Genomic DNA, 23,918 nt, shown 5'->3' on the forward strand with positions numbered 1-23,918 from the left:
TTATAGGGCCTATAGCTCAGTTGGTCAGAGCAGAGGACTCATAATCCTTTGGTCCACGGTTCAAGTCCGTGTGGGCCCACCATATAAACCAAGGGCTGCAGCAATGCTGCAGTTTCGAGAGGGTGTTTTGGAATGCCTCCGAGGTACAGTTTCGGTACAGTCCGTGCCGATGTCTTCGGAGAACAGCATGGCAACTCTCGTAAAAACCCCATCAGGAACGTGGAAAGCGGTCATCCGAAAAGTCGGATGGCCGACAGCTTCCAAAACGTTTCGCACCAAACGCAATGCAGAGGATTGGTCACGTCGAACCGAAGACGAGATGGTCAGAGGTGTCTACATCCAGCGCAGCGGATCAGAGCGGATGACCCTAGAAGCGGCGCTGAAGCGTTATCTGTCTGAGGTCACTCCTACCAAAAAGTCTTCTACTCAAAATGGCGAAGCAAGCAAGGCAAAAAAGCTCACTACCGAGCTGGGTAAATACTCCCTTGCAGCCCTCTCCAGCGAAATCATCGCAGCCTACCGTGACAAGCGGCTGTCTCAGCCCGCAGCCCGCAAGCGCACACTGACCAGCAACAATACCGTTCGGCTTGAATTGGCGCTTCTCGGCCATCTTTACTCAACAGCAATCAAAGAATGGGGCCTCGGCCTCACGTTCAACCCTGTCGCTAGCATTCGAAAGCCCAAACCTGGAAAGGGTCGAGAACGACGTTTTGTAGGCGACGAAGAAGAACGGCTGCTGGGTGCAGCTAATGCTCATAGCAATCCGATGCTCGGATGGATGGCGCGAATCGCCGTAGAAACGACCATGCGCTCATCTGAGATAGCAACGCTTACGCTCTCCCAAGTGGATCTAAAAAAACGGGTCGTACACCTTCCGGATACCAAAAATAGTACTTATCGGACCGTTCCGCTCAATAAGCGCGCGACTGATGCAATACAAGCGGCGGTAGGCAACCCACTCAGACCGAAGGACTGCCAGCTTATCTTCTTCGGTGAACCTGGCAGAGATGGTAAGCGTAGGCCCTACGCCTTTAACAAAGTCTGGGCAACGTTAAGGAAGCCGCTCGGGATGACGGATTTTCGTTTTCATGATTTGAGGCATGAGGCCGTCAGCCGACTTGTCGAATCCGGCCTATCTGATCAAGAGGTTTCAGCAATCAGCGGCCACAAGTCCATGCAAATGCTTAAGCGCTACACCCACTTACGTGCAGAAGATCTAGTCGAGAGACTGGATAGCATCGACAAAGACTAGGCTTAAACAGGGTACAAAAGATTCTGCATGCGGAATCTTTTCCTGAATTGCTTACCCTCTATGAACGTTGCCAAGACTCTCCTATCGGCTGGAAAACTCTATTACCCACCCCGTCTCACCTCCGCGACTAGCACCCGAGCCCTCTCCGGATTGGTTGCTGTCTGTACACCGAAACCAAAGCCCGTCCTTGATATCTCCCGCCGTTTTGAATGACCGCACGTCTGCCGAATCAAGATAGTTCGTCTTTTCGAACTAAACCCGCGGTTTTGGGGCACTCGACTTCCACTATTTAGGTTATTAGCCCGCCTTAAAGGATGTCGAAATGACCGCGACCCAGACTCGAATTGAGCAGCAACTGATCGAGCGCTACGGCCCTCTGCTAACCAAAAAACATCTTGCCGAGCTGCTTCATCGTAGTGAGAAAGGCCTGGATTACACTTTGACTCACCCATCTGAAAGCGCTTTCGCAGAATCGCTGCACCGGATGAAGCTCCGTCTGGGTCGCCTCATTTACTTTCGTGCTACAGACGTGGCCGGGTTGCTGGCGGGTGTTGAATGATGCGACACGACCTCACGCTCACCAGAGTTAAACCCTCGGCATGAGCACTTCGGAAGGTACTACTCGTCCGGTAAGCCCCGATGAACCCGCACGGAGTCCATTGATAGACCGCTTAGAAAACCTAATGCAGCGCTCATTGGAAAGGAACAACATCGCAGCTACTTCCGGAAAAGCGCAAAAACTAACCGTTGGGCGAACAGAACACAAAGTAGGTGAAGTGAGTGATCAATCTGTAGCGGCTCAGCTCCCAACCTCAATCGCGAGTGAACAGGACGAACAGGACGAACAGCTGGATTTTTTTATCCCGGCACTTCATAGCTCTGCCACTCGAGACAGCCGGAGTATTATGGACGTTGCCATTTTCCGCCTCTCCAAACAAAACCAGCGGGTTGGAGAGGTCATTCGATATGAGCTATCCGACGGCCATGTTGAGGTCTCTAGCGGAGCGTTCGGGATGGCCACAGTTTGGGATTACGACATCGTGCTTATGATGGTCTCCCATTTGACCCAAGCAATGGATCGCTATCGAAAAGGCGCCGGGGATAAGCCCGGAAAAATATTCCGACCGCATGCAAGCGAAATTTTGAAGTTCACACGGCGCGGTGATGGAAGTCGCCAGGTACAAGAGATCGAAGCGGCGCTTGACCGTCTTCAAACGACGCGAATCAAGACCGTTCGTATGAAAGCTGATTTACGTACGACCGAAGCGGAAGGATTGATTACCCGTTATCGCGTCTTGTCTCGCACGAGAACGAACAAAATCGACTCCGTAGAGATCGAGGTTCCTGAGTGGGTTTATCGTGAAATAGTGAGCTGCAAATCACCATCGGTAATGACGGTCCATCCAGATTACTTCCTCATAACGAAAGGTATCAGCAGGTTCGTCTATCGGCTCGCCAGGCTTCGTGCCGGCAACAGCGAGGCAATATGGTCCTTCGAAAAGATTTACGAACGCAGCGGCAGTTCGGGGGGGGCCGAGAGATTTTTCCGACACCTTCGGAACATCATCAAAAGCGATTGTCTGCCCGAATACACGTTGAAAGAGCATATGGGGAGAAATCGTAACCCTATGTTGGTGATGAGAAAACGGAGCCCACCCTTGCTCCCGAGGTCCTAACCGCATAGACGGTAAGGTGCGCAAGCTAGGCTCGGACGCGGGCTGCAGCTTCCGTCTTTTGGGCGGAAACACCGTCTATTGGGTACTGTCGACCGTCTATTGGGCGTATAAAACCGTCTATTGGGTACACGCAAATCAACCAACTCATTGTATTTAAAGGATAAAATTGATCTTTCATCCTCTAAATCCAGTTAAATCAATAAATCTCTCGCAGGATCGAATGGCTAGGCCCGCACTGACATCGTCCCGAGCGGTACGTTAGGCAACCTGACTGCAACAGCACCAGCGCCTGTCTCGCTATCGAAGATAGGTGTCAGTGATTTCCGGACGGAAATGCCCTAACTCTTGGGAGACAATAGCTTTTGCTCGCTGTACCTCACCCAGTGAAGCTTGCACCTCGCGGTTTCTGTCCTGAGCGTATGAATGTCTCAAACCATGCGCTCCGTTGCTAAAGCCCAATGCCGAGTTGCTCGCGCGCGAGAAAGATTGAGACCACGATTGCCCACCGGCTATATCGTAGAAGCTTTTGTAATGAATTCGACGATCTATGACAATGACAGGCGCATCTAGCCGGCGAGCTTCGAGTTGTGCAGCCAAGTTTCTTGGCAAGCTTACTTCGCGGACGAGCCCCCCTTTTCCTACCACAGTATACCTAATACCTTCTCGAAACTTTCCTGGGTCCGCAGGACGATCATCCATTGCCCTTTCGGATGCTGGGAGTAGTGTCAGTAGTTCGTGAGCTCTCAGGCCCGCTGTAGCGGCTAACTCGGTGCTAAGCGCATTACGAGAGGTCTGATGAGAAAGAATTCTTTGCACTTGTTCTGCAGTGTAATTTCGGCTACTTAGGTTCTGTGGCTTTTCTGCCTGAATTACACTCAAACGCTGCTTATCACTTAGCTTTCCAAGTTGGCGTAAAACAGCCTGGAGAGCCTGCCTGTCTCTGTCTAAAGTTTTTTGACCTACTTCTCTGGAGCGCTCATAAAGATAAGCTTTAGCTGCCTTCGGAGTGAGTTCGTGTAATGCTCCTCGCCCTGCCCCACGAAGCCATTGTGCAGCCAGTTTAAGGCTAGCCTCGTAACTATGTGAAGTACCAAGCCCCGAGACAAGCCCGGAGTTATACATTGACTTACTAAGAATCTTTGCTTGAGTGGAAGGCTTGGCAAATGTTCTTTTTTCTCTAGATCGAGGACTTTTGATTTTTTTGCTCATTAATCACCTGCAACATTCTGACGATGGAGCTCAGGGACGTTTCCACTCCTTGGGCTCGCAGTTCTATAAGAATTTGCTCAGCACCATACCCCCTTACATATCGAAAATTCTCGATTAGGCCAATATATTTACTCAAGTGTCGACGATAGGTCCGTCGCTGTAAGCTCGCGTCTACATCGTTTCGGTAGCGTGTGAAGTCGGCGTCTGAAATGGAAACCGAGTCTCGCCCCTGAGTATTTAGTGATCTATGGATTGATCTTGAAATAGCAGAAAGACAGACCTTTACCTTACGCTGCTCAAGCAGCCAACGTTGAATCATCACTAACGTATAGCGCTGTATCCGGAGAGCTAAAATTTCTTCGTGATGCCCGTTCAGCTTACTATTCATACATTTTTAGATCCTGCTGTAAGTTACAGCAACCACTTTAAAGACTTAAATTTCAGCTGCAACCCAAATGGGGCGCTTGGAATTCAAGTATGTGGTTCCGACATCCAGCGGATGCCTAGCCCCTTTTTTTGCAGTGTCGGACTTATCAGATGCAGATACCAAAGTACCGCAAAGATGCGCTTTCGCACTCTCACTGTTTGCTTTGCTGTCTAATCGACAGAGTCGAAGGGTTGTCCCCTTGCCAGGTTTTCGCGCCTGATACAACTCAATTTATTGTCAGAGTTAGACAGTGGTAAATCTGATGCACGGCCGAAGCAAAACCCCGCATCAAGCCTAATACAACGCCTTGAGGTGATGGCTAATCAACTCAGGATGACCAAGCGAGCAGATTGAATTAGCAAACTGATGCTTGGGAAGCGAGGTAACGGGCAGCAATAGCTGCCGCATAACCCCGCACCACTCACGCAGACTGAATTAGCAGTCTAGAAAGAACGCACGAAATAGCGTGACATCCTGTGAGGAGAACTCGCATAGCTAGTTCGGGTGCAATTTGATCTTGCTATCGAGGCAAGTTGAGGTCAATGGCAAATGCTGAATGTCACATCGATTTTGCTTTTGATCGCGGGACGCGGCTCTGTTCATGGTGTTGAGCGTAGCGAAGCACCCTGACAGAGCCGCGTGCTTCGCACGCAGCAGCGCGTAGAGCGCTGCACGTTCAGCCTAAGCTGAACGAACTGAGATTTTGATGACACCGTATTTCACGAACCATTCTGATTAATCGCTGACTAGCAGCGGGACTGAATTCGGATGGCCTGTTTTGACTTTGAGGTTTTCGAATTTTACTTCAGAGTGAAACTCCTTAAGGACAGGTGAGGAGTTATCGTGAAGGTGCTTAATACTGAGATGAGTCCATCCAGGCTGGCGACGTTAGTAATTTTGGTTGTGGGATTCACGGTGCTGGAAAATTATGTGTATACAGCCGCTGGCCTCATATGGGCAGCACTTGTTTTCGTGATTGGAACCGTAGCGATTTCTATTACCGTACCTAAAAAGATTTTCTCAAGTATCGAGGCTTGACGCATGGGCGAGTTTGGTAATTTTGGGTGGTTATTTCAAAGCGGTCTTGACGCAATGATTTCATCGTTAATTTCGATGGGAACAAAGAATGCTGAGCTTGCTGAAACAGTTCGCCAGCTCGCCAGGGCTGTGCCTTACATTTCATTATCTTGGATTATTTGGAATCTGGTGCGAGGCAGGCCCACCAGTATGCCTTTCGGGATTTTTATCACATCGCTGTTCGTATTTATCGCTTTGCAGCCTGAAACCGTGACCTTCCCTGGTCGTGCCAGCATGGAAATGACAAAAGGACAATCATTTACACTTCAAGTAGTTCTCCCTACATATGAAAAGCTCGTACAGGTGTATCGAACTAAAGATAACGACCAATCAGCACTAATGATTGCCGATCTCACCGAGCGGGAAATTACCCCTTTCATGGGAAGTGATTTGGCTAAGCTCATAAAGGATTACAAAGTATATTGCGAGCCAAGTCCTAACGATGACAGTAGCGTTCCAGAAACTACTTGGCAAGCTATAGGGCTTCGAGGTGGTGGTGCGCTCGGAGTACCGGATTCTCAAGTTTCTATACTTAGTAGTGCCACTGCCGATAAGGTGTCAGGCCTGACTTTTTCGTGGTTTCCACAAATTCGACAAGCTCTAACTTTAATTGATACTTATAAGGCAAGCGAACGGAGGTCCGCAGGAAAAGCTGCGCTAGAAAAGTTAAGTAGTGATAAGTGGCCAACTGGAAAAAGATACTTGCTACCTAATGAATCAGGTTGGAAGTCTAGACTATCAGGCGGCGTTGACGAGCCGGCAGGCTACCTGAACCCGTGGGAAATTGCCGATGGTTCGCTTTCTGATCCGGCGTTGTTAGCAGAGCCATCAGGTGTAAATAACAGATATTTAGTTCCGGAAAACTGCTATGAGGCTTATCAGGCTGCGCAAGCAGGTGCTGAAGAGGGATATAGGGCAGTGGGAGACCGTATTCGACCTTCTAATTTAGCACCTGATACAGAGCCATCTGTTGTCGCAGGGGTTAGAGCTTGGTCAGATGTTGTCAATAAAAGCCTAGGATCTCTTTATTCCGGTTCTGATGGCTCGTCTTTTGGTTCAAAGGTTCGCGAAAATGCATCTGAGGCGATTGGAGCACTCAATGAAGCAAACGGTGCACTTGCAACTTTAGATCTAGCGGCAAAGCTTCCATGGTTTGTCTATTTGACAGCAATGGGACAAGCCGCTCTTATTCATATATTCCCGCTGGTAGCGCTTTTGGCATGTGTCTTTGGTATAGAGATATTGCTCTATTGGATACGGCTGCTTGTATTTACATATCTATCATTGTTTTTTGCTGAAGGTATTCTTTATTTAGTTGCTAGCCAATTAGCCAGCATAAGTTTTATACAAGCTGCAACTGCTATTAATAGCTCTGGTACGCCAATGGAGATTAATGGCATGCGCGGAGTTTTAGCCGGTGGCGCCGGATTCGTTATTCTGGTCGCAACATGGGCTGCTGCAGCGCTTTTGAGAGTTCAATCGCTACCAAAAACAGACGGTGCTGCCAGCTTCACCCAATTAGGAAGTATCGCTGCATCTGTCGCGGGCTCAGTCGTCGGCGGACTCTCTAAGATGTCGGCAATCAAGAGCGCCGGTCTAAAGCAAGAGCTACTCCGCGCAAAGATCCAACAAGCACAAAAAACCTTGGGCTCGCCTGGGCCGTCACCAGGTGGCTCCCCTAGCAGGGCTGATACACCGCCGCCTTCACGGCAAAGCCGCGAGTCTGCCGGTCAACGTCTTTCTCGACCAAGCTCTGCCGATAGATCAGAAGGTCAGCAGAAAAATCGTACCACTCGTGGCGAGCGTGCCGAAAAGCGTCGGTCGCCGCTCAACCCTTCGGACAATCAGTAGTGCGAAGCACACGCAGCGTCGTTGTAGACGTGGTTCTGGCACGCGAGCCCTCATGCTTCGATGCAGACTCGCCCCTGCTTGAGTGCACCCAGATGAGCCTTACATTCGATTATTACCTAACGGCCACGTACTGCGAAAACTGGGACAACCCGGTCGACCTCAGGTACCTGTTTGATGGCCTTGCCCCTTGGCCGGGATTGGTATGGGTCATGCGTGGGGATCAGTATTTTCTGTCGCCCCAACTGAGCGGAATAGGCGCTTATGAGTGGGATGAAACGACCCCCATCGAGATTCGGCTTTTTGAGACGCCATCACTGGACGCTTTGACCTGGTATCTGGTGACTGCGGAACTAAATCGACGAAACGGCTTTGATGACCGAATGGCGGAAATCCATGAGGTACAGCTGCAACACTTGATCAATGAGCTGCCAGTTGCGACGGTGCCTTACGTAGGGAGAGCTTGAAAAATGGCCTATCACAGGGTTGTCGTTGCGTGGGCGACCTCCGCGATCGCGTTACTTCCGATGACTGTTGCGTTGCTCCCTCAGGCGTCCTATAGCACTGCCCACAAAACTTATCTGGCACTTCTGATCATCGCGACCATATCAGCAATATACGCAACGCACCGTACCCATCAGTGCACGCTTAGAAAGCGTTTCTGCTGGGTGTTGTGGGGGATCGTGGTCGCATTTCTCTGGACTTGGTATTGATGAAAAAGGAGCACCCTTTGAAGCAACGGTGGAAGGTACTTTGTGTGGCCGCTTGTTGTGGCTTGGGGTTGACCCCTTGGGAAAAAATCCCAGAACTGATTTCGTCAGAGGTGAGTGGGTACTACATCAGCGACGGCGGATTGAGTACCGGTTATAAAGTGCTCAAGATCGACAGATCAGGGGACGGGAAAATGTACTCGTACGATGCGATGCACCACGGGATCCTGAACGCCTACCCCTTCAAGTATTCATCCACTTTTCTGACTATCACTCTCGACTTTGCGGGTGGGGGCCAGGCAGTCCTTTCTGAAGGATGGTTAGGACTGGAAGGCCGTCTCCATTGCTCGAGAGGAAGCTGTGGTGGGCTAGGAACGGTTAGCCGCGTGGGTGAAAGCGAGACGGATCTTCCTGAAGCATTTCAGCGCGCCCTATCAAATATCAATTATTGATATATCAATATTTATTTATTGATATTTTTTAGCTGATTGATATCATCGAGTCCGCAGCGCTTCAGGGTAGTAGAAGGGTAAAATCCAATAAACTCTGCTGCTGGTGATAGGGGGGAAGACCTACGGGCTGCCCCCCTGCTCCAATTCTGATGCGTGGTCTATGTCCTTAATTTTCGAAGCTGATCTACGGCGGTACCTGGCTTCAGGCTTGGTGCATGATATCTCGGCCCTTCACACCCGCGATGGGTGGTCATTGCGCATTCAATTAGGTTCCGAATTTATGTCGTTACGCCGGCAGCGAGGCGGCGAGCGAACCTTCAAAAGTCTCGACAAGCTGGCGGTCTTTCTGACCGAGCTGGGGCTTGATCAGTTAATTGTCCAACTGAGGAATTCAAGCGATCAGACTGCAAAGCTTCTGTCACGCAGTCAGTCCGTAGAGGATGACCGGCAAGATCAATTGTTGAGGAGATCGTCAGATGCTTAAAAAGATTGGTTGCCTTATCGGGCTGTGCGTCGGTCTGAGTGGTTGCGGCAATCCATTTGAAGGCAGCTATCGAGCTATGCAAGGCGTAGTAGGGCCGCTAGTGGCCATCGATATTAAGGGCAGTAAAGCCACGGTAGTGAAGGTCGATCCTTTTCAGAAAAAGATCCTTAGTGAGCAAACTTGGGAGGCAAAAAGCAAAGGCGAAAAGCTGCTACTGACCGACCTTAAAGGCAACACATTTGCCTTCAATCGATCAGTTGATGAGAAAGGGCTGGATTGCCTAAATTGCGGCTTCGGCACAGGCATGCCTGATTCTTGGCAGCAATTCGATCCAAACAAGTAAATGTGACTCATGCAGAGAGGATAGAGAGCATTGCAGCCTTCGCCTCATTACCTGCGCAAGCGATTGATGGACGATGAGTGCGTACTCGCATGGACTTGAGCAGGCATTTGCTTTCGATTTGACCAGCAAACTGGTTGCTCACTATCGGAGGAAACCGGGGTGATTCCAAGACTTCTATTCGACCTAACGCCGCTATGACAAGGCTTACAGGGCGATTATAGTCAGCGAGATAATTTAGGATATTTGAGAACGGCTACCCAAAATCGTCCTGCCGAACAGGTATAGCTAATACCTTATTTTGAATGTGGGCGAATCCTCCGGCCTGAGCTGCCGGCGGTCATAAATCCGCGTTGTGCTGATATTGGCGTGCCCCAGCCAAGCTTGTACCTTGGCAATGTCTGCTTCGTGCTCCAAGGCATTCGTAGCGGCGGTAGCACGCAGACCATGCACGCCAAGTCCGGCAACCTCGATGCCCACCGCCTTTGCATAGCTGCCCACCATCATGTAGATCCCGTTGGCACTGATACCAGCACCCGTCGCAAGACCGCGCAGAGGCACAAACAGTGGCGCCTCGGCGCCGACTAAGTGATGACCTGACATTTCCAGGTAGCCATGAATGCGTTCGGCCGCTATAGGGTGCAGCGGCAGGAAGCGCAGTTTGCCGCCTTTGCCGTGGATCTGCAGGTGCTTGATGCCGCGACGTTCCTGGATATCAGCCACCATGAGTTGCGCGGCTTCCTCCCTGCGCAGGCCGTGGTACAGCAGCACCGCCAGCATCGCTCGATCGCGCTTGCCCTTGAGCGTGTCCGGATCCGGCGCGTCGAGCAGCGCCTTTGCTTGGTGATCACCCAGGGCCGGTGTCTTGCCTTCGTTGGTCTCGATCCTTGGGCGCTTCACCCCGTGGACAGGGTTGCCGCCGGCGACCGCGTTGTTTTCCAGCAGATGATCGAACAGGCTGGCCAGCGCCGCCAGTTTGCGCCGGATGGTCGCGCCGGCAAACCCCCGGCGCTCCATATCTGCGCGCCAGGCCAGCACATGCGCCCGGGTGACCGCGCGAAATTCGTCTGCGGCAGACAGGCCGACGAAGCTGCAGAAGTCCTCGAGGTCGCCCTGGTACGCACGCCGGGTGCGCGGGTTGTCGATATTGGCGAACCATTCGACTGCTGCTGGCACCTTAGCAAGGATCTGAAACTCGGCGGCGGTCAGGCGGCGTTCGCCAGCGATCTGCAGATCGCCCGCTGCGCTGGCCATAGGATCGATAGGGTGGTTCATTGCTAGGCGATATTCACGTATTCGTCAGGCATTTTATATTGGACACCTCCATTATCTGCCATCTTCAATACCCACAGATGACTATTGGTTTTTTCTCGGCCCATTTCCGAACCCTTCACTAAATAAGCCACGTCGAAGTTGTGGCCCACATAGACCTGATCTCCTATTACCACGTCTTGAGCGCGGACACGCCTCACGAGGATTTCGCGTTCAGCAGTATTGAGTTTCTTGACATACACAGGTGTTTTGCAGGCTACGCACGTCCAATCTTCATCGTTCACCTGTGCCCTGACCAGGTCAGTCAATGTACAAATGTCGTCAAGACATTTGTAGCCTTTATCAGACCGGGTATTGATGCGTGGCGCCATGATGAGATCCTTTCAAAAAGTGGTGATAACGTATTTTATCACCAATTTTTATCGTTAAAGGATTGCTAATTAATGAACACATATAAGTGCAGATACGCATTTTTGAGGTGAGTCCCCTCCATAAGCGTTGGATGGCCACCGACCTAGTCGCAAGGAAGCTTCAAGATTGGTAAAACCAGTTCGTAAATACTTAGGCACCAATGCAAGAAGACGCGAATAGATCCTTGCCTAATGCTAGGCCAAACCCGGTGCAACGCATGGTCAGGTGGGAATGCACCCGGGCGGTTAAGTAGGAGTAATGATTTAGTTGCAACCTAAATCATCGTATTTCGCAAGAGAAAAACGGGGGCCAAATGCCCCCTATTTGTGGACACTGCCCATATCAGCCGGCCACACCGAAAGAGTCTTCCATGGCCTTGCGAATGATACGACGGAGCCCTACAGCCGCGGTATCCCGATCAACGAACCATCGAGCTTTGCTTTTCCAAGCGTCAAGGTGAATGCCCCTAAATGCCTTGGCGTCAAAACCTTTCAATCCGATATCCTCGGCAACACTTGTGACGATTTCATCTAGTTGATAGGGCTGCCAGCCATTTTCTAAGCTATTCACAATGCGCTCGACCAACTGGTTGCGGTCTTCTGGATCTTTCGTTGATTCCCTCCATGCAGCATCCAAGACGCTGAGCATGGCCAAAGTGATCTCACACAATTCCTGAGTAGCACCTTCAATTCCCTGGCTCTTAGCGCTTGCGGTGGTAATCCAGTCTTGGGCCGTCTGCTGCTTCTTCAGATTCTCCCTACTTGGTGGTAGGTTGTGGACCTTGTAAGTACGCAGGTTTTGGACTACGCGCGCAGAGCGCTCATACAGATTGGTCTGCTCGGGGGCGCGCGTTTTAAGCAACGCCTTGCACTCCTTGAGAACATCTACAGCGGCTTCGTAAAAAAAACCATAACACCAAACCACGAGCCTATTGAAATGCAGCTCGTCTGGGGGGGGCTCGGGAACTTCGAGAGTCACTGGATGGATTGCCGTCCGATCAAGGTCTTTATTGACCATGTTGGTGAACGCGATGGCTTTTTCTTGCAGGAGCACGAAATTCATCGGCCGAGCCTCCGCACCTTACCTGGGGGATCTGCAAGGGGGCCACGATAATTGAAAGCGATGTGGAAGTTAGAGACTGTACGTCCGAATGCAATTTCAACGTTCGGAAAGTATTCCGCCAGCAGATCAATGACACCAATGCCCTCGACACGCACTTGAAAGCGACCAGGGCCGATCTGCTTCTCCACTATGCCTCGATATATGATGGGAGTTCCGTTTGCATCTGTGAGCACGTGGCGAGAGGAAACACGCTGAGAATCGGCAAACTCGGTGTCGGACGCCAACTCTGTCCATAGTTCCCTACTCGTCCTCTCATTACCTGCCAACCATTTGGTCACGGCGCGCAGGTATCGGTATTTAGTCGCCAGTTTGTCCTCGCCCAGTAATGCCATATCCCCGACAATGTCCTGGACCATCTCCCGAAAGTCGGTGACTGCCGGGAAGGGCTGACGTAACCCGCGCATAAACCACTTTTGCGTACGAATCGCCCATTCCATATCCAGTAGCAAGCGCAGGCAGCGCTCGTCTTGGGATATCTTGTCGTAGTACTGCCGAAGATAATTAACACACCTCTTCGCCCCGGCAATATCCTGGGCCGAGGGTTCAGTCTGGGGCATGATAGCCGGGGCTAGGTCTCGCGCACGCATGAAATATCCAGCAGTTGAGCCAGCCTGCTCCAACTGAGCAAAAGCATCGTCGGAAAGGGTCTCATCCCCCATTGCAAAACCGGCAATCATGCGTCTACTTTGAAACTTCTGCTTTTGCGCCTCGTCAAGCATGCTTTCGTCAACGCCGTCAATGGACGACCTGAGATCCGCAGCGATCTCCAGGCGCTGTGCCTCCGTCAATGTGCTTTTTAGCTTTAGGATGCCAGTGGGCATCCACAAGGAAACGTCAAGCGAGAACGAAGATTCCCGCCGTGCATTGGCCAAAGTCGCTGCATCATGCGCAGCCTTGTATGCGGACCATGCACTCGCATTTTGACCATTCTCGACGGCATCAGTCGCGAAGAACCCATAAGTCGCTGCACGCTCGTTCCAAAGGTTGTCGACCGTCTGACGTGCCGCATAAAGTCCGGACGAACCCTGCTGACTAATGCGATCAAACGCTTCGTCAACCACATTGACAGCTTCGTTGAGGAGGGCAACCTTCTCAGGATGTTCGATGTTTTTGTGAGTGCGCACATAGTGGCGACGAAGGACTGATTCCTGCAGCATCAAACGGGCATTAGGCATCGTTTTTGCGCGCAGAATAGAAAGGGAACGCGCGATCTGCGCGTAGCTCTCCTTGTACCGACTGCCCTCCGGTCCGTCCGGACCCACCGCATGAACCAGGTCAGCGACGTAAGCAGTCTCATCATTACCTTCCGGGCCTGCTCTCACGGCCGCCTCGATCAGACTGCTGATGGCGTCGGCTTCAAGTGTCGCGCTACCAAACCTTGCTTCGCAGATAAGGCGGGCTTCAATCTGCAGGCGCGCCATGACCAGCACATCTGTTTGTTCTTCGTCAGAGTAGATCCAACGGAATAAGTCTTGGTCGCGGATGAGCTCCAGCAAAGTATCGATGCTATATGTGCCAGTGCTTCCGTGACCTGCGCCGACGGCACGTAGCACAATGCTCAAGGGCACAGGTTTATACAATCGACTGCTGGCCATGACTAGGTCGATAGCACGGGCTTCAGGAGAATCAGATGGCCCGTCGGGGCGCGCGTCCGGCAGGAACTGCGTCGTATCGACTGGAAGTCCCGCTTTCATAAATGCTTGCGCAAGAGCTCCTGGCTCTTGCGGCGGAATTTTTGCGGCCCTCTTGCGCAGCTCGTGGCGCGCACGATCAACTTCTTTGCCGAGACCTTCAGACAGCCGTCCCCGGCTGTGTGGTAAGAGGCGGTAGAAGCCAGCGAGAACGTACTCATTGCTTTTTTCCTTCCTAACCCTTGCAACCACAGATGGAACATATCTCTGGGCCATTTCAAGGAGATCGTTCTGCTCTGCGGGGTTAAGCTGCGCTCTTGCTTCGACGAATCGACTGGGCACTTTGCCGTCGAAGCTGAGGCGATAGGATGAGCCCACTACCACGACACGATGGCCCACGCTTCGCAAAGCTCTCAGAAGATCGTTATAGCGGGACACTGGAGACATGGTGTCGACTAGAAGCAGAGTGACTCCCTGCTGGCCGTCCACTGCAGTTAGGAAATCACTGATGTCGGTCGCCTGCGGAACACGTCGGTTGACGAAGAGAACCGCATTGCCATGCCTTTTTGCATGGATAGCCAATCGCGCCAAAGCGATTGTTTTGCCCACACCGGACTGCCCGTGCAGGACGATTGGCGAGGCCGCGTGATGTTGTTCAAGCGCCTGATCGACACGCTTAATAAGCGCGAGCTCAAACTCGCGCTCGATCGCAAACCCGCGCTGCACTCCATCAGCGATCCTGCGAAAACTCGCGGAGTTGCCATGGAAGGCTTCAAATTCCATCTCCATTTCGCTGGGTGTCAACTGATCTGGCGCTACAGCCCACAAATCGTCAACCAGTACCGCTGATGCTTGAGTGACGAGACGAAGGTTAGGAGTAGTCTTGATACTGCGACCATTCTTGAGCGTTATGACTTCCGGGTCATCCCAGCGCGACGGTTCAGGAACGCCTATGGCCTCGACCAATTCATTGACGATCATACCCAGAGCACGAGATTCGCGGACAATGACGCCCTTATGAACAAGTTCGTCGAAAACTACTTTGTCATCCTCCGATAACATCGGATCAGATCCGCACCACAACACACCATGCTTCGGCGCATCGGAAATCGCCGCCAGCAATTCCTCAGCGCGAAGCCAGTCCGTCGATGGGTCATAACCATCAATTACCACGAGGCCTAAAGGCGTTGCGGTCTCCAGTACGCGGCCGAGCATCACCAAGGCCTGAGCCATACGTCGCTGTGATAGCGTCTGCCGATTTACTGGCGGCTTCAGACTATCAACCTGTCGGCCGGCTTGGCCGTAGAGGTAATAAAACGGCGGACGCCGCGTGTTGCGGAGAACGCGAGGCGCAGGCTGGCCTTGCAGTATGACTTCCGGCTCGCGACCTTCACCGGCCAGACAGTTTGCCAGGCCACTGTCAAAAGAGGATGTAAAGACAGCGCACCACGGCACACGGGCAGCCTCAGTCACCAACTGCGAAGCTGGACGGTTGCGGAAGCGTTCAGCCAGCCAGTCGTAGAACTCCGCCTCTAACGGTTCGTTAGTCAGAAGCGAATTCCATGCCTGACCGGGCATACGGGACGCATGTTCAAGTGCTCGCTTGAGAACTGGGTCAGGCATGCTCAGGGACCAACCCGCCTGCTGCCCCCAGATCGCCACCAGCGGCCCCCCCTCTATCCAGCGCTGCCTTAGCAGTTCCTGCCCAGCGCTCTGACTCTCGGGTTCCTGCATTTCCTGTGACATCTGGCGGTTACTCCTGTGATCAATTCCTTTCTTCAAGCCGCCGCTGCAGCCCCGGACACGCCGGCGAAGAATACATAATTGGCAGCTATTATAGGTAGAACAAAGTGCCATTACGCCTATCGATGGCCCAACGCTCCTATGAGTTTCAACTGAAGAAAATGCGTCCTTGGCGCAGCCTACCGATTTGAAATATCGGTCGCGGCCATACGCCAAATGACTTACGTAGCATTGAGCTGGCGTGCGTTATGCTCAGATACAATCGGACAATGGACGTGCAGTGCCCCGCGGCTCCCGGCTAACATTCCGATGGGTTCTTCAAGGGTGCTCCGGGCTGCAATATCTAAAAAACGCCCGTTTGACGAAGCTCGTGAGGTAAGAATTGCTCTCGCTTCCTTGATAATCTGATCCGTTATCTGCCATTTGTTCGTTTTGACTTTTCGACGCCCTTTCATTTCGACCTCGTCCGACAAATTAACGAAGGAATCATCCTTTGCTATTAGATCTAGATCTTCCGATAGATAAGAACCGCCGTCTGCACTTACGTGCCCGCGCCATGCTTAGCAGCAGCGCATATAAATTACATCCCTCCGCCCAAATCTAGCTTACTGCTGCATTTAAGCCGTATTTTGTGCAAAAAACCCAAGGTTTTGGCTAGGTCATTTATTAGCGGTGCGATTGATGTGTCCTGAAGGGAAAAAGCAGGATCATTGGAGGAACTGACCAGTGCTTAATGGGCATGAAGATGTGCATGGGTACTTTTTCGGACAGCAGCACAAAGATGCGTAACGGGTGTTAAACGGGCATTTTCCGGGCATTCAAGGGAACCTTTAAGGCATTGGCGGTGCTTTTGGGGGGGGATTAGGGGATTAGAAAGAGGCTTAGCCCCCCGCTTTGGTCCAAATCAGCGAAAAACACACTTGAGACTAGGGACCGCACAAAAAATCTATCGTCCCCCCCAGATGCGCCGTCTGATTCGAATTTCTAGTTCAAGTGCAAAGGACTCTTCACAGGCAAACAGAGCCAACGCATCTGCGCCAGAGGAGACGTCCTAGAAGTACACTGGCGGTACAGTCCCCAGTCGTAACCATTTTTCCAAAACTAGCAAAAACTCAGTGTTAACAGTTGGTTAGCCCTGTTGTACCTTTGCCTACCCTCGTCTAGACTTAAATGGCCTCGGAGTGTCATTCGGTGACTCATAATCCTTTGGTCCACGGTTCAAGTCCGTGTGGGCCCACCAAACAAGAAAGCCGCGCATTGCGCGGCTTTTGTGTGTCTGGCAGCCTCACTTCGCAAACAACTGCCCGATATCCCTGAATGCCTTGAACTCCAGTGCGTTCCCGCAGGGGTCAAACAGAAACAACGTCGCCTGCTCCCCCACTTGGCCCTTGAAACGAATGTGCGGTTCCAGCACGAACCGGGTTTGCTGCGCCTGCAGGCGCTCCGCCAACGCCTGCCACTCTTCCCAGCCCAGTACCACGCCGAAATGCGGCACGGGCACGTTGTGGCCGTCGACTGCGTTGGTGTGGGCGGATTCCTGTGAGGCGGTTTTCGGGTGTTCGTGAATGACCAACTGATGCCCGAAGAAGTTGAAGTCGACCCAGTGTTCGCTGGAACGCCCCTCTTCAAGGCCAAAGACTTGACCGTAGAAATGCCGCGCAGCGGCGAGGTCATAGACCGGAATTGCCAGGTGAAAAGGTGCGAGTGTCATCAGGTCAAACCTCTGTGGGTATTAAGTGCCCCGAGTTTAGCCTTGCTCCTGACGATGAAAAGACGATAGTTTTTGCGCCGAGCTCAAATTATTTTGATCAATCGAGTCGTCCATGTTGCGCGAATTGAAGACCTTTATTGCGGTAACCCGTCACGGCACGTTCGCGGCGGCAGGCATGCATATCGGGCTGACGCAGTCGGCGGTCAGTGCGCAGATTCGTCAACTGGAACAGACGCTCGGCGTGCAGTTGTTCGACCGTACCGGGCGCCAGGCCACGTTGAATGCGGCCGGTTTGCGCGCCTTGCCGTTGGCCAGGGAGATCCTGGAAACCTTCAATCGCATGGCCGTGCCGGTGGGTGCCAACGAGTACCGAGGCGAGCTGAAAGTGGGCGCCATCACCACCGCGCAAACCGGTCTGCTGCCCCAGGCACTGGTGCGTTTGCGCCAGGCAGCGCCGACGGTGGAGTGCAAACTGATACCCGGTGTGTCCCTGGAGCTGTTGAGTCGGGTGGACGCCGGCGAATTGGATTCGGCCATCATCATTCGTCCGCCCTTTGATTTGCCCAAGGAGTTGCACGTACAGGTCCTGCGCAAGGAGCCGTTTGTACTGGTCGTGCCTCATGCGCTGACGGGCGATGACCCTTTGCACGTGCTCGCGACACAGCCCCATGTGCGTTACGACCGTGCTTCGTTTGGCGGACGGTTGGTCAGCCGCTTCCTGCGTGAACAGAAGCTGGATGTACAGATGGCGCTGGAGTTGGATGAGCTGGAAGCCATCGTCAAGATGGTCGAGTGTGGCCTGGGCGTGTCGTTGATTCCTCAGGCGGGGTTGTGGCTGGAGCGCTCGCCCAAGGTGCGAATCATCCCATTGGGCGGCCTGACGTTTTACCGCGAAATCATCCTGCTCAGTCGCCACAGCCAACAGCATCTCCCCGTGCCGCAACTGTTTACCCGCTGCCTCCTCGCCGACGCCAGCCTGTAAGATGCCAGCACATTGCCCCCCCCGTATCGGAGCCCTCGCCTTGCCCGCCCTAGACGAAATTGATCGCCAACTGATCGCCGCCCTGCAGATCAACGCCCGCGAAAGTGTGGCCATGCTCGCCCGGCAGTTGGGCATCGCACGCACCACGGTGACGTCGCGCCTGGCACGCCTGGAGAAAACCCAGGTGATCACCGGTTATGGCGTGCGCCTCGGGCAGCGTGTCGTCGATGGTGGTTTGCAGGCTTACGTCGGGATCACCGTGCAAGCGCGCTCGGGCAAGGAAGTGCTGCGTAGGTTGAGTGCGATGGCCCAGGTGCAACAGTTGTGCGCGGTGAGTGGTGAGTTCGATTACGTCGCTTGGCTGCGCACGGATTCGCCCGAGCAGTTGGACCAATTGCTGGACCAGATCGGCAGTGTGGATGGGGTGGAGAAAACCACAACGTCGATCATCCTCAGTAACAAATTGGATCGCGGACAGCCAATCTGATCAACAGGTTCGTCATTCTGACTAAAAACAGATCAATCCGACGACACTTTGCGCCTTATTAACGAACGCCACGCTCCCTAAACTGGCTGCCATCTTTTCCTATACTCAGCGGGTCACGCCCGCCAGGTCGCCAGTAAGGGTCAGCCATGAGCATTCCGTCCAGCACCATCAGCAAGACCAATCGCCACCCCGCCGACGGCAAGAAACCCATCACCATCTTTGGTCCGGACTTTCCGTTTGCCTTTGATGACTGGATCGAACACCCCGCAGGCCTGGGCAGCATCCCCACCGCCAACCACGGTGCCGAAGTGGCGATTGTCGGCGCCGGGATCGCGGGCCTGGTGGCCGCCTACGAGCTGATGAAACTGGGCCTCAAGCCGGTGGTGTACGAAGCCTCTAAAATGGGCGGTCGCCTGCGCTCCCAAGCCTTCGAAGGGGCCGAAGGCATCATCGCCGAGCTGGGTGGCATGCGCTTTCCGGTGTCGTCCACCGCGTTCTATCACTATGTCGACAAGCTGGGGCTGGAAACCAAACCCTTCCCCAACCCACTGACGCCGGCGTCCGGCAGTACGGTCATTGACCTTGAAGGCCAGACCCACTACGCGCAAAAACTCTCCGACTTGCCGGTCCTGTTCCAGGAAGTGGCGGACGCCTGGGCCGACGCCTTGGAAGCGGGTTCGCAGTTCGGCGATATCCAGCAAGCCATCCGCGACCGCGACGTGCCGCGCCTCAAGGAGCTGTGGAACAAGCTGGTGCCACTGTGGGATGACCGCACCTTCTACGACTTTGTCGCCACCTCCAAGGCCTTCGCCAAGTTGTCCTTCCATCACCGCGAAGTGTTCGGCCAGGTCGGCTTCGGCACCGGCGGCTGGGACTCGGACTTCCCCAATTCGATGCTGGAAATCTTCCGCGTGGTAATGACCAACTGCGATGACCACCAACACCTGGTGGTCGGCGGCGTGGCACAGGTGCCGATGGGCATCTGGCGCCATGAACCGGAGCGTTGCGCCCACTGGCCGGCGGGCACCAGCCTGAGTTCGCTGCACCGCGGTGCGCCAAGGGCAGGGGTGAAACGCATTGCCCATGCCGCGGATGGTCGTTTCGCCGTCACCGACAACTATGGCGACACTCGCGAATACGCTGCCGTACTGACCACCTGCCAAAGCTGGCTGCTGACCACCCAGATCGAATGCGACGAAACCCTGTTCTCGCAAAAGATGTGGATGGCCCTGGACCGCACGCGCTACATGCAATCGTCGAAAACCTTCGTGATGGTCGACCGCCCGTTCTGGAAAGACAAAGACCCGGAGACCGGCCGTGACCTGATGAGCATGACCCTCACCGATCGCCTGACCCGTGGCACGTATCTGTTCGATAACGGCGACGACAAGCCGGGTGTGATCTGCCTGTCGTACTCGTGGATGAGCGACGCCCTGAAAATGCTGCCGCAGCCCATCGACAAGCGCGTAAAACTGGCCCTCGACGCCCTGAAAAAGATCTACCCGAAAGTCGATATCAAGGCGCGCATCATCGGCGACCCGATCACCGTGTCATGGGAAGCCGACCCGCATTTCCTCGGCGCCTTCAAAGGCGCGCTGCCGGGCCACTATCGCTACAACCAACGCATGTATGCACACTTCATGCAGAAGGACATGCCCGCCGAGCAACGTGGGATCTTTATAGCCGGTGATGATGTGTCCTGGACGCCTGCCTGGGTCGAAGGCGCCGTGCAAACCTCGCTGAACGCGGTGTGGGGCATCATGACCCACTTCGGTGGCAGCACTCACCCGGAGAACCCAGGACCGGGTGACGTATTCGATGAAATCGGGCCGATCGCCCTGGCCGATTAAGGAGTTGAACATGCGCGTCGCCCTGTACCAATGCCCACCGCAGCCGCTGGATGTAAGCGGCAACCTCAAGCGCCTGCACGCTTTGGCGCATGAGGCCTCCAGTGCCGATGTGCTGGTGCTGCCGGAGATGTTTCTCACCGGCTACAACATCGGCGCCGAGGCCGTTGGCGCGCTGGCCGAGGCGCAGGATGGGCCGTCGGCACAGGCGATTGCCGAACTGGCCAAAAGCGCCGGTCTGGCAATTCTGTACGGTTACCCGGAACGGGCCGAGGATGGCCAGATCTACAACGCCGTGCAGTTGATCGACGCCCACGGCCAGCGCCGGTGCAACTACCGCAAGACCCATCTGTTTGGCGACCTGGACCACTCGATGTTCAGCGCCGGCGAGGATGATTTCCCTCTGGTGGAGCTCAACGGCTGGACGCTTGGTTTTCTGATCTGTTACGACCTGGAGTTCCCGGAAAACACCCGGCGCCTGGCCCTGGCCGGTGCCGAACTGATCCTGGTGCCCACCGCCAACATGGTGCCGTTCGACTTTGTCGCCGACGTCACCGTGCGGGCGCGGGCCTTCGAAAACCAGTGTTATGTGGCCTACGCCAATTACTGTGGGCGTGAAGGCGAGATCCAGTACTGCGGGCAAAGCAGCATCGCCGCACCGAATGGCCAGCGCATTGCCCAGGCGGGCCTGGATGAAGCCTTGATCGTCGGGGAGCTGGATCGCCAGTCGATCCTCGACGCCCGCGCCGCCAATCACTACTTGCAGGACCGTCGCCCCGAGCTGTACGGGGCGCTGCACAAGCCCTGATCCAGTCGGTTTGCTAACATGGGCACATTCTACGTTTCGGAAGTGCCCATGCCTGCGCCGGCCCACCCTCATCCCCTTCAACTGACCCTGGCCAATGGCCTGCGAGTTTCCTTGCAGCATGCGCCGCGTTTGAAACGTTGCGCCGCCGTTTTGCGCGTAGCGGCAGGCAGCCATGATGTGCCACTGGCTTGGCCGGGGTTGGCGCATTTCCTGGAGCATTTGCTGTTCCTCGGCACAGAGCGCTTTCCCACAAGTGAAGGGTTGATGGCCTACGTGCAACGCCATGGCGGTCAGGTCAATGCCAGCACCCGCGAGCGCACCACGGATTTTTTCTTTGAATTGCCGGTTGCAACATTTGCCGATGGGTTGGAGCGCTTGGGTGACATGCTCACCCACCCGCGCCTGGCCCTGGAGGATCAATTGCGCGAGCGCGAGGTAGTGCACGCGGAATTCGTCGCCTGGTCCCAGGATGCCAAGGCTCAGCAGCAGGTCGCGTTGCTTGAAGGACTGGCGGCGGATCATCCACTGCGGGGTTTCCATGCAGGCAACCGCGACAGTTTGCCGGTAGAACGTGAGGCATTTCAGCAGGCGTTGCGCGAATTTCACGTGCAGTTCTATCAGAGCGGACAGATGTCCTTGAGCCTGGCGGGCCCGCAATCACTGGAGGCGCTGCAAGGCTTGGCACAGTCGTTCAGTGAACAGCTGACTTCTGGGCCTCTGCGCCCACAATCCGCCCCACCGGCATTGATGCCGGGCCAGGCGCGGGGCTATCAGCACATCGCCAATCATCACCTGCATCACGTCATTACCTGCGACGCGCCCCGGCCAGCGCTGGAGTTTCTTTGCACCTGGCTTAACACCTCGGCGCCCGGCGGATTGCTGGCTGAACTGAAGACGCGACAACTGGCCAGTGCACTGCAGGCGTCAGTGCTTTATGACTACGCTGGGCAGGCTGTGCTGGATATCGACTTCACCACCCAAGGCGAATCGGCTAGCCAAATAGAGGCATTGCTGCTCGACTGGCTGAGCTTTTTCGCACACAGCGACTGGACTTCACTGCGGGAAGAATTCGCACTGTTGGCCGCTCGGCAACGGCAGGTCCAAGGCGCCCTGGCATTGGCAAAAAACCACAGCCAGGATCTCTCGGAACAGAGTGTGGCCGCCCTCAAGACCCTACTGGATTCACTGCACCTACCGCCCTCCGGACACACGTGGCAACTGCCACCGAACAACCCATTCCTGCGCCCTCCGATCAAGGAAGAACGCGCCGGCCTGATTCGCGGCCAGACCAGCGCCCACCGAGGCTTACGCACCTTTGCCCAGGATCGTTCCCGTGGCCGCAAGGAAGTGTCGGCGCTGACATTCAGTCAAGCATTGGCAGACGACGGCGATGAAGGCGCGCTGTATCTGCAATGGCGGTCAGCGCCTTGCGGCCTTGAAAGTGCTTTGCAGCCGTTGCGTGAGAATGCCCGTCAGGCAGGCGTCGAATTGTCATTCGAAAACCTGGGGCAGGACGGGCTGGTGAAGATGGTCGGGCTGCAGGAGCCCATGCCAGCCGTGTTGGACCGGTTGGCGCAAAGCCTGAATCAACCGCAGGAAGCTCAACCCGTCTTGCCACAGATGATTGCCATCCGTGAATTGCTCAAGGCGCTGCCCGCTTGCTGCAACGGTCACAACGCTGAATCGACAGCCTGGGCCACCGCACGTTGGCAAGGCCTGGGCCTGGGCTTTTCCGCCGCCCATGAAGCCGCGATCAAAACCGCAGCGGCCCGGCTGCCAGGGCAACCCGCGCGGCTTGATCAAGCACGTCCTTCCCTCAGCGGTCAGCGCCTATGGCACACGCTAAAAACCGACTCGGACGAAGCCGCACTGCTGCTGTTTTGCCAGGCGCCAAGCCAGTCCCTGGCGGATGAAGCCGCGTGGCGACTGCTGGGCCATCTGGTCCAAGGGCCGTTCTACCAGCGCCTGCGCGTCGAGCTGCAAATCGGCTACGCCGTGTTCAGCGGCATCCGACAGATAAACGGCCAGACCGGCCTGGTATTCGGCGTGCAATCCCCCCGCGTGTCCCTGGAGGGCATCGCTGATCACCTGCAAGCCTTCCTCCAGCAACTGCCGGCACTGATCGATAGCAGCGACGACCTGGGCAACCTGACCCTGGCACAGCAGTTCTCAGCACAGACACTGCCCAACGCCCAAGCCGCCGAACTGCTGTGGCACGCCCATCTGGCAGGTCATCCGTCGGGTTATCTGGATCAACTGCAATCCCACATCCAAGCCTGTACCCGCGAAGCGTTGCAGCTCGCCGCCCAGCAATTGAACGACGCCACAGGCGGCTGGCGCTGCGTGGCCAACGGCCCGTGCAGCTCGGCTGGCTGGCAAGCGGCAGGCTGATCATTGCCGCCCCTGCAAAAGCCTTTTTCCATCAAGGC

At 54.6% G+C, this 23,918-nt stretch carries 19 protein-coding genes and 1 tRNA gene; 14 read left to right on the forward strand and 6 right to left on the reverse strand.

The genetic code is table 11. The features are described from left to right. Nucleotides 1–5 precede the first annotated feature (5 nt). From BMZ57_RS10255 to BMZ57_RS10270, 4 genes are all read left to right on the forward strand, one after another. Nucleotides 6–82, forward strand: a tRNA-Ile gene (locus BMZ57_RS10255). A gap of 105 nt (nt 83–187) precedes the next feature. Continuing rightward, a complete protein-coding gene (locus BMZ57_RS10260; RefSeq protein WP_069672899.1) occupies nt 188–1,252 on the forward strand; it encodes a site-specific integrase in 1,065 nt (354 codons plus the stop codon). A 322-nt stretch (nt 1,253–1,574) separates the two neighbouring features. After that, complete coding sequence (locus BMZ57_RS10265) at nt 1,575–1,811, forward strand: hypothetical protein (RefSeq protein ID WP_069672900.1); 237 nt, start codon at nt 1,575–1,577, stop codon at nt 1,809–1,811. A gap of 124 nt (nt 1,812–1,935) precedes the next feature. Further along, entirely contained in the window at nt 1,936–2,928 is a 993-nt protein-coding gene (locus BMZ57_RS10270; protein WP_254668487.1) for a replication initiator protein A, read from the forward strand. Between the two features lie 297 nt (nt 2,929–3,225). Here BMZ57_RS10270 and BMZ57_RS10275 read toward each other — a convergent pair whose 3' ends face one another. Next, on the reverse strand, nt 3,226–4,137 hold the full coding sequence (locus BMZ57_RS10275) for a site-specific integrase (protein WP_074900494.1): 912 nt from the start codon (nt 4,135–4,137) through the stop codon (nt 3,226–3,228). A 1,270-nt stretch (nt 4,138–5,407) separates the two neighbouring features. Here BMZ57_RS10275 and BMZ57_RS29130 point away from each other — a divergent pair. From BMZ57_RS29130 to BMZ57_RS10300, 5 genes are all read left to right on the forward strand, one after another. Beyond that, a complete protein-coding gene (locus BMZ57_RS29130; protein WP_139136459.1) occupies nt 5,408–5,602 on the forward strand; it encodes a hypothetical protein in 195 nt (64 codons plus the stop codon). A gap of 3 nt (nt 5,603–5,605) precedes the next feature. Next, complete coding sequence (locus tag BMZ57_RS29135) at nt 5,606–7,492, forward strand: hypothetical protein (protein ID WP_139136460.1); 1,887 nt, start codon at nt 5,606–5,608, stop codon at nt 7,490–7,492. Nucleotides 7,493–7,584: 92 nt separating this feature from the next. Continuing rightward, nucleotides 7,585–7,956, forward strand: a complete 372-nt coding sequence (locus BMZ57_RS10280) for a hypothetical protein (protein ID WP_068588503.1) — start codon at nt 7,585–7,587, stop codon at nt 7,954–7,956. A gap of 245 nt (nt 7,957–8,201) precedes the next feature. Then, the gene (locus tag BMZ57_RS10290; RefSeq protein ID WP_069672904.1) at nt 8,202–8,651 is read left to right on the forward strand and encodes a hypothetical protein; all 450 of its coding nucleotides are present in this window, start codon (nt 8,202–8,204) and stop codon (nt 8,649–8,651) included. A gap of 476 nt (nt 8,652–9,127) precedes the next feature. Beyond that, entirely contained in the window at nt 9,128–9,478 is a 351-nt protein-coding gene (locus BMZ57_RS10300) for a hypothetical protein (protein ID WP_069672906.1), read from the forward strand. Between the two features lie 285 nt (nt 9,479–9,763). Here BMZ57_RS10300 and BMZ57_RS10305 read toward each other — a convergent pair whose 3' ends face one another. From BMZ57_RS10305 to BMZ57_RS10325, 5 genes are all read right to left on the reverse strand, one after another. Beyond that, nucleotides 9,764–10,729, reverse strand: a complete 966-nt coding sequence (locus tag BMZ57_RS10305) for a tyrosine-type recombinase/integrase (protein ID WP_069672907.1) — start codon at nt 10,727–10,729, stop codon at nt 9,764–9,766. Nucleotides 10,730–10,752: 23 nt separating this feature from the next. Further along, nucleotides 10,753–11,118, reverse strand: coding sequence for a hypothetical protein (locus BMZ57_RS10310; protein ID WP_069672908.1), 366 nt, complete (start codon nt 11,116–11,118; stop codon nt 10,753–10,755). A gap of 382 nt (nt 11,119–11,500) precedes the next feature. Next, nucleotides 11,501–12,220, reverse strand: a complete 720-nt coding sequence (locus BMZ57_RS10315) for a hypothetical protein (RefSeq protein ID WP_069672909.1) — start codon at nt 12,218–12,220, stop codon at nt 11,501–11,503. Continuing rightward, the gene (locus BMZ57_RS10320) at nt 12,217–15,657 is read right to left on the reverse strand and encodes an ATP-binding protein (RefSeq protein WP_069672910.1); all 3,441 of its coding nucleotides are present in this window, start codon (nt 15,655–15,657) and stop codon (nt 12,217–12,219) included. Before BMZ57_RS10320 ends, BMZ57_RS10315 begins: the two co-directional genes overlap by 4 nt. 1,282 nt (nt 15,658–16,939) lie before the next feature. Beyond that, the gene (locus tag BMZ57_RS10325) at nt 16,940–17,365 is read right to left on the reverse strand and encodes a VOC family protein (protein ID WP_010206994.1); all 426 of its coding nucleotides are present in this window, start codon (nt 17,363–17,365) and stop codon (nt 16,940–16,942) included. A gap of 112 nt (nt 17,366–17,477) precedes the next feature. Between BMZ57_RS10325 and BMZ57_RS10330 the strand changes: the two genes are divergently transcribed. The 5 genes from BMZ57_RS10330 (at nt 17,478) to pqqF (ending at nt 23,880) form a co-directional block, all read left to right on the forward strand. Further along, nucleotides 17,478–18,347: a LysR family transcriptional regulator gene (locus BMZ57_RS10330; RefSeq protein ID WP_010206996.1), complete on the forward strand. Its 870-nt coding sequence runs from the start codon at nt 17,478–17,480 to the stop codon at nt 18,345–18,347. 40 nt (nt 18,348–18,387) lie between these two features. Beyond that, nucleotides 18,388–18,834 carry an Lrp/AsnC family transcriptional regulator gene (locus tag BMZ57_RS10335; protein WP_010206997.1) on the forward strand — a complete coding sequence of 149 codons (447 nt, stop codon included), beginning with the start codon at nt 18,388–18,390 and terminating at the stop codon, nt 18,832–18,834. 167 nt (nt 18,835–19,001) lie between these two features. Further along, on the forward strand, nt 19,002–20,684 hold the full coding sequence (locus BMZ57_RS10340) for a flavin monoamine oxidase family protein (RefSeq protein ID WP_069672960.1): 1,683 nt from the start codon (nt 19,002–19,004) through the stop codon (nt 20,682–20,684). A 10-nt stretch (nt 20,685–20,694) separates the two neighbouring features. Next, the gene (locus BMZ57_RS10345; protein WP_069672911.1) at nt 20,695–21,489 is read left to right on the forward strand and encodes a carbon-nitrogen hydrolase family protein; all 795 of its coding nucleotides are present in this window, start codon (nt 20,695–20,697) and stop codon (nt 21,487–21,489) included. Between the two features lie 48 nt (nt 21,490–21,537). Next, the gene (gene pqqF, locus BMZ57_RS10350) at nt 21,538–23,880 is read left to right on the forward strand and encodes a pyrroloquinoline quinone biosynthesis protein PqqF (RefSeq protein WP_069672912.1); all 2,343 of its coding nucleotides are present in this window, start codon (nt 21,538–21,540) and stop codon (nt 23,878–23,880) included. Nucleotides 23,881–23,918 lie beyond the last annotated feature (38 nt).

Source organism: Pseudomonas simiae (genome assembly GCF_900111895.1).
In the GTDB taxonomy this organism is placed as follows: domain Bacteria; phylum Pseudomonadota; class Gammaproteobacteria; order Pseudomonadales; family Pseudomonadaceae; genus Aquipseudomonas; species Aquipseudomonas simiae.

Excerpts from the sequence above, each read along its gene's own strand:
- BMZ57_RS10260 (WP_069672899.1), top strand. The coding sequence starts at position 188 with ATGGCAACTCTCGTAAAAACCCCATCAGGAACGTGGAAAGCGGTCATC.
- BMZ57_RS10265 (WP_069672900.1), top strand. The coding sequence starts at position 1,575 with ATGACCGCGACCCAGACTCGAATTGAGCAGCAACTGATCGAGCGCTAC.
- BMZ57_RS10270 (WP_254668487.1), top strand. The coding sequence starts at position 1,936 with ATGCAGCGCTCATTGGAAAGGAACAACATCGCAGCTACTTCCGGAAAA.
- BMZ57_RS10275 (WP_074900494.1), bottom strand. The coding sequence starts at position 4,137 with ATGAGCAAAAAAATCAAAAGTCCTCGATCTAGAGAAAAAAGAACATTT.
- BMZ57_RS29135 (WP_139136460.1), top strand. The coding sequence starts at position 5,606 with ATGGGCGAGTTTGGTAATTTTGGGTGGTTATTTCAAAGCGGTCTTGAC.
- BMZ57_RS10280 (WP_068588503.1), top strand. The coding sequence starts at position 7,585 with ATGAGCCTTACATTCGATTATTACCTAACGGCCACGTACTGCGAAAAC.
- BMZ57_RS10290 (WP_069672904.1), top strand. The coding sequence starts at position 8,202 with ATGAAAAAGGAGCACCCTTTGAAGCAACGGTGGAAGGTACTTTGTGTG.
- BMZ57_RS10300 (WP_069672906.1), top strand. The coding sequence starts at position 9,128 with ATGCTTAAAAAGATTGGTTGCCTTATCGGGCTGTGCGTCGGTCTGAGT.
- BMZ57_RS10305 (WP_069672907.1), bottom strand. The coding sequence starts at position 10,729 with ATGGCCAGCGCAGCGGGCGATCTGCAGATCGCTGGCGAACGCCGCCTG.
- BMZ57_RS10310 (WP_069672908.1), bottom strand. The coding sequence starts at position 11,118 with ATGGCGCCACGCATCAATACCCGGTCTGATAAAGGCTACAAATGTCTT.
- BMZ57_RS10315 (WP_069672909.1), bottom strand. The coding sequence starts at position 12,220 with ATGAATTTCGTGCTCCTGCAAGAAAAAGCCATCGCGTTCACCAACATG.
- BMZ57_RS10320 (WP_069672910.1), bottom strand. The coding sequence starts at position 15,657 with ATGTCACAGGAAATGCAGGAACCCGAGAGTCAGAGCGCTGGGCAGGAA.
- BMZ57_RS10325 (WP_010206994.1), bottom strand. The coding sequence starts at position 17,365 with ATGACACTCGCACCTTTTCACCTGGCAATTCCGGTCTATGACCTCGCC.
- BMZ57_RS10330 (WP_010206996.1), top strand. The coding sequence starts at position 17,478 with ATGTTGCGCGAATTGAAGACCTTTATTGCGGTAACCCGTCACGGCACG.
- BMZ57_RS10345 (WP_069672911.1), top strand. The coding sequence starts at position 20,695 with ATGCGCGTCGCCCTGTACCAATGCCCACCGCAGCCGCTGGATGTAAGC.
- pqqF (WP_069672912.1), top strand. The coding sequence starts at position 21,538 with ATGCCTGCGCCGGCCCACCCTCATCCCCTTCAACTGACCCTGGCCAAT.